At 64.3% G+C, this 417-nt stretch carries 1 protein-coding gene; it reads left to right on the top strand.

Features of this window, described 5'->3' with window-relative positions; all coding sequences use genetic code 11:
• On the top strand, positions 1-417 hold a 417-nt coding region (locus NE591_RS12750), incomplete at both ends, for a hypothetical protein (protein ID WP_256156799.1).

Genomic DNA, 417 nt, shown 5'->3' on the forward strand with positions numbered 1-417 from the left:
AGGGCCTGGCCGGCGACGAGCTCGTCCACGAGTGGACCGGCGGCATCGCCGGGGACGAGTACCCCATGCCCGACCGCATCCTGCGCGACACCCAAGAGATCGTCAACCGTTACCTGGTGAAGGCCCTGGACGACGGCCACGCGCCCGCGACCCCCTACGACCTGTTCGCCACTGAGGGCGGCACGGCGGCCATGTGCTACCTGTTCTACAGCCTGAAGTGCAACTTCCTCGTGAACCCGGGCGACCGCATCGCGCTCATGACCCCCATTTTCACGCCGTATCTGAACATCCCCACCCTGAAAGACTACGACCTGGACGTCACCTACATCCAGGCGAACACCATCGATGCGGACGGGCTGCACACTTGGCAGTACCCCGACAGCGAGCTGGAGAAACTACGCGACCCGTCCATTAAGC

Source organism: Adlercreutzia sp. DFI.6.23 (genome assembly GCF_024462535.1).
Taxonomy (GTDB): domain Bacteria; phylum Actinomycetota; class Coriobacteriia; order Coriobacteriales; family Eggerthellaceae; genus Adlercreutzia; species Adlercreutzia rubneri.